Source organism: Bacteroides sp. CAG:633 (assembly GCF_000435115.1).
Taxonomy (GTDB): Bacteria; Bacteroidota; Bacteroidia; order Bacteroidales; family Bacteroidaceae; genus Bacteroides; species Bacteroides ndongoniae.
On sequence record NZ_FR883134.1, the window covers coordinates 4,556 to 8,616 of the forward strand.

2 protein-coding genes and 2 pseudogenes (1 of these 4 cut by a window edge) are annotated in these 4,061 nt (G+C 48.8%); 2 read left to right on the forward strand and 2 right to left on the reverse strand.

Annotated elements, in window-relative coordinates; genetic code table 11:
• Window positions 1–326 (forward strand): annotated as a pseudogene (locus tag QVP67_RS12995) (DUF5724 domain-containing protein); its annotated part reaches 1,400 nt to the left of the window's first position; the annotation flags it as partial.
• Between the two features lie 52 nt (window positions 327–378).
• Here QVP67_RS12995 and QVP67_RS13000 read toward each other — a convergent pair.
• Both QVP67_RS13000 and QVP67_RS13005 read right to left on the reverse strand, forming a co-directional pair.
• A complete protein-coding gene (locus QVP67_RS13000) occupies window positions 379–702 on the reverse strand; it encodes a hypothetical protein (protein ID WP_022163998.1) in 324 nt (107 codons plus the stop codon).
• A 21-nt stretch (window positions 703–723) separates the two neighbouring features.
• Window positions 724–3,537 (reverse strand): TonB-dependent receptor, encoded by a 2,814-nt coding sequence (locus tag QVP67_RS13005; RefSeq protein WP_022163999.1) that lies wholly within the window; start codon window positions 3,535–3,537, stop codon window positions 724–726.
• Window positions 3,538–3,876: 339 nt separating this feature from the next.
• On the opposite strand from QVP67_RS13005, the pseudogene QVP67_RS13010 reads away from it, so the two are divergent.
• A pseudogene (locus tag QVP67_RS13010) lies at window positions 3,877–4,061 on the forward strand (sensor histidine kinase); the annotation flags it as partial.

Below are 4,061 nucleotides of genomic sequence, written 5' to 3' on the forward strand. Positions count from 1 at the left end.
CCAGCCACTCCACCATCGAGATGCGTGCCGCCCTGCTGGAATTCACCCTGCCGCTGTTCCGCCTGAAGAACGTGGAGGTGAAGGGGCACTTCGCACACGTCGCAGGCAAGCTGGGACACTACAACATCCACCTGGGCAGCGGCGTCATCCATCAGGAAGGCGGAGCCCAGATAGCCGTCCTGCCCGTCCACTCGCAGAGCCGGGGCCGCCTCTTCCTGCCCTTTGTGGACGAAGATCCCAAGACAGCCGAGGTACTGACAAAGGTACTCTTCTTCGCGCAGGACACCAAGATAAAAGACCCCGCCATCCTGCGGCAAATCCAATAAACAAGTTTCCCACCCTGCTCAGATGTTCTGAAAAGGGTGGGAAACATCAGCCTCATCTCTGTCTGTTCCGCTGCGGACGTTCCTTCTTCATTTGCTCATAAGCTTTCTTCTGCTCATCGGTAAGAAGAGAAGTCACTTTCTTCTCCACTTCCTGCATAGCAGTCCGGCGCTCTTCGCGCGAAAGTTCCTTTTTAAAGAAGTCGGTGTAAAGGGCAGTGATTTGTTTCTCTTGCTCGTCGGTCAAATCCAACTTCTCGTCGAGGTTTTTCACTATTTGTTCAGGAGTACGTTTACGGTCATTACCGCCTTTGCTCTGAGCATCGGCACTCTGCACGCTCAGCATGGCCACAAGGGCCAAGAAAAGAATTTTCTTCATCTTTCTGTCATTTTTAAAAGGTTATCGAATAGTATATACAAAGCTCACCATCGCATACGGCTGCAGCACATTGCTGTTCACATAGTCGTAATAGTTACTGCCTGTGCGGTGAGTGAAGGCTTGATTCTGTTTCAGTACGTCGAAAGCTTCAATCCTGATTTCGGCTGCATTGTTCTTCAGGAACTTCTTGCCTAACGACAGGTTCCACAGGAAATAGTCCTCCGTACCTGTGTCAAGGCCAGTGTATCCAATGTAGTTAAACGTGCTGCGGAAAGTCAGTCCCCAGAAGAAGGTCCAGCCCAGCTTGGCGGCTGCTGTATGGGTCACGTAGTCGCTGCCCGTGGCTGTATCCAACGAACTGAACATCTTGTTGATGCCAGCCGAATAGGAAGCTGTAAAATCGAGATTCTTGCTGATGTTACTACCAATGATAATCTTAGGTATGAGGCTCAGTTCACGTGTCCGGCTCTCTACTCCGTCAAAAATAGTAGGAACGTTGGCATAGTTGGCCGAAAGACTGAGATTGACATTACTACGAATGAAATCTATAGGGAAACCATAAGTCAGCATAGACTGCAAGCTGTAGTAACCATCCAAGTTTACAGGACGGGTAAACTGCGAACCCTTATTAAGGGTCACCGTCGGCGAGAGGGCAATATCCTCTTTGGCCACAAAAGTACTGTCGGCCACGTAATCTTTCTGGATAGTAGCCCCTACCATGGCAATAAACGTATGTCCCGATTTGGTAGTACGGATGTAGCGCAGATTGGCCGTATGCGATATTTGCTGGTCGAGGTCAGGGTTACCGGCAGAAAGGAAAAGCGGATTGGAATTGTCTATCACATTCTGCAGGCTGGTGACCGAAGGAGCCGACGACTTGCTGCGATAACGCAATTGCAGTGAATTGGTACGGTCCAGTGAATAACGCAAAGTGAACGACGGCAACACAGAAAAATAGTTGTGTGACAGCTCGTCGGGTTGTGGATAGACCAAATCGCCTGTCAGATCGGCCCATTGGGCATCGACACCCAGCATGGCATTGAACTGTCCCACGCGATAACGCAACCCTACACTTCCGGCTTGTGTCAGGTAGCCCGACTGATATTCGTTGGACAGACTCTCGTCCAACTGGTCATAGAGGTCGGTCACAGCCGAGCGTTCATAAGTCTTACGGTCGTTCTCCGAATCAGTATAACTCAACTTATATCCCAACTGAAGTTGCAGGTTATCGGTCAGCTTTTCCGTATAGCTAAGATTGGAGCGAAGACTGTACTGACGATTCAACGTCTGTTTCAGCTGACTATAATTATCTGTTGTCGACAATCCGTTTACACCATAAAGCGTATTGAGGTAATCGGTATAGGTATCACCATCGGTATTGCTCATCTTACCGCTAAGCATCAGCGAAAGGGTACGCCCTTCTTTCAGAAAACGGTGACGAAGATTGAGGTCAACGCCTATGTTGTAAGCATCTGTACTACCGTTTGCAGTTGTTTCGGTTTCGCTTTCGGCCGTACCGTCCAGCAAGTTTTTGCCTTGGAGCAGGCTGTAGCTGTCGTTATTCTGAAAGCTCAGCGAAGGACGAATCTGCAAGGAAGTACGGTCACTGATCTGATAATCCAGCTTCAGATTGAATCGATGGTTCCAGTTCTTCATCTGGCTTTGTTGGTATTCACTGTAAGTCATACCCGGCAATACGGACTCGAAATATTCGCGGTCGGTCAGCTGCTGCGTCAGATTGTCCGACTGGTTAAAGAAATAACTGCCGGTGATCTTCCATTTATCACTCCACTGGTCTACATAGTTCAAGCCGAGACCGTTGGCCGAAGTTACGCCTCCTAAAGAGCCTACCATGAAGTTCGATGTAGAAGCACCTCCCGCACCACTGCCCGAGCGGCCTCCATCGCCACGTCCGCCACGGCCTCCGCCACCTCCGCCACGGCCTCCGCGACCACTGGCTCCCGACGACATTACACCAGCCAAGTCCTCCTGCGAAAAGTTCTGTTGGTTGACATTATTAGTCATACCCAACACTGAAATACGACGGTCGTCATCGAAGAAGTTGATGTTACCGTTTACCTTGTAGCGATCGTCCGTACCATAACCGCCCGACACTTCACCAAAGGTGCCCTGACGGAAACCTCCTTTGGTAATGATATTGATAGTCTTCACCTCCTCGCCGTCGTCGAAGCCGGTAAACTCTGCCTGTTCGCTCTTCTTGTCGAACACCTCAATACTGGCAATAACGTCCGAAGGCAGGTTCTTGATAGCCAGATTTACATCACCATCAAAGAATTCCTTACCATCTACCAACACTTTCTGAACCTGTTCGCCCTGTGCCTGTACTGTACCGCCTTCGACTACAATACCCGGCATTTTGGCCAGCAAATCTTCGGCCGAACTTCCCTCCATCACCTGAAAAGCTTCGGCATTATACGTCAAACTGTCTCCACGTTGTTCGGCCCGTGTAGCACGTCCCTGAACAGACACTTCGCCCAGTAACTGCGCATCCTCTTCGAGAACGATACGCAACGTATACGACTGTTGCTTATCCGTTATCCGTACTTTTTTCTCCATTGGCTTATAGCCTACATAACTTACGCTAACTACATACTCGCCCACCGCCATGGCACGAAAAGAGAAAACTCCCTCACCGTCGGTCGAAGTATAAGTCTTGGCCGATGTGTCCGAAACAGGTGCAATACTCACAGTAGCAGCAGGTAAAGGTTCACCAGCAGTACGGTCGGTCACAGTACCGCTTACCGTTGCTTCTCCCTGTGCCCTCAATGCAGCATTAAAAGCCATCAAAATCAAAAGTAAAAACAATCTCTTCATACCTTGTAAAGTCCGTTTATGTTTCAATTATCTGATGCAAAACTATGCAAAGCCTGGCTATCGTAAAATACCCCTACCCGTATGCAGTGGTGAACGACACGTATGAGATGGCGAACAACACAAAAAGACTTCCGTACAACAGGCGTCGGAAGAACAGTACAAGGCCTTTGTACTGACAGTTTAAAGGCAGTAAACTGACAGTTTAAAGCCAATAAACTATGAGTTTAAAGGCTATAAACTGGGAGTTTATTACCGATAAACAGAAAATAAACTGGGATTTATCCTTTATTATTGTATCTTTGTTGGAAATAAAAAACAGAGAAAGAAACCTCAACCGCCATGAACAACAAATACTTACCATTGGGCATTGACTTGTTCTTCTGCCTCATTCTGTTACCAGCCATGATCACGCTACTCCCCGTAGAGCGCTGGTTGGAGAACAACTCGACCTTCGTTGTCCTGCTCGTAGGATGGCTCTATACCGTCTACTTCCTGACGCGCAAGGCCTGTGTGCCGATGCTCTT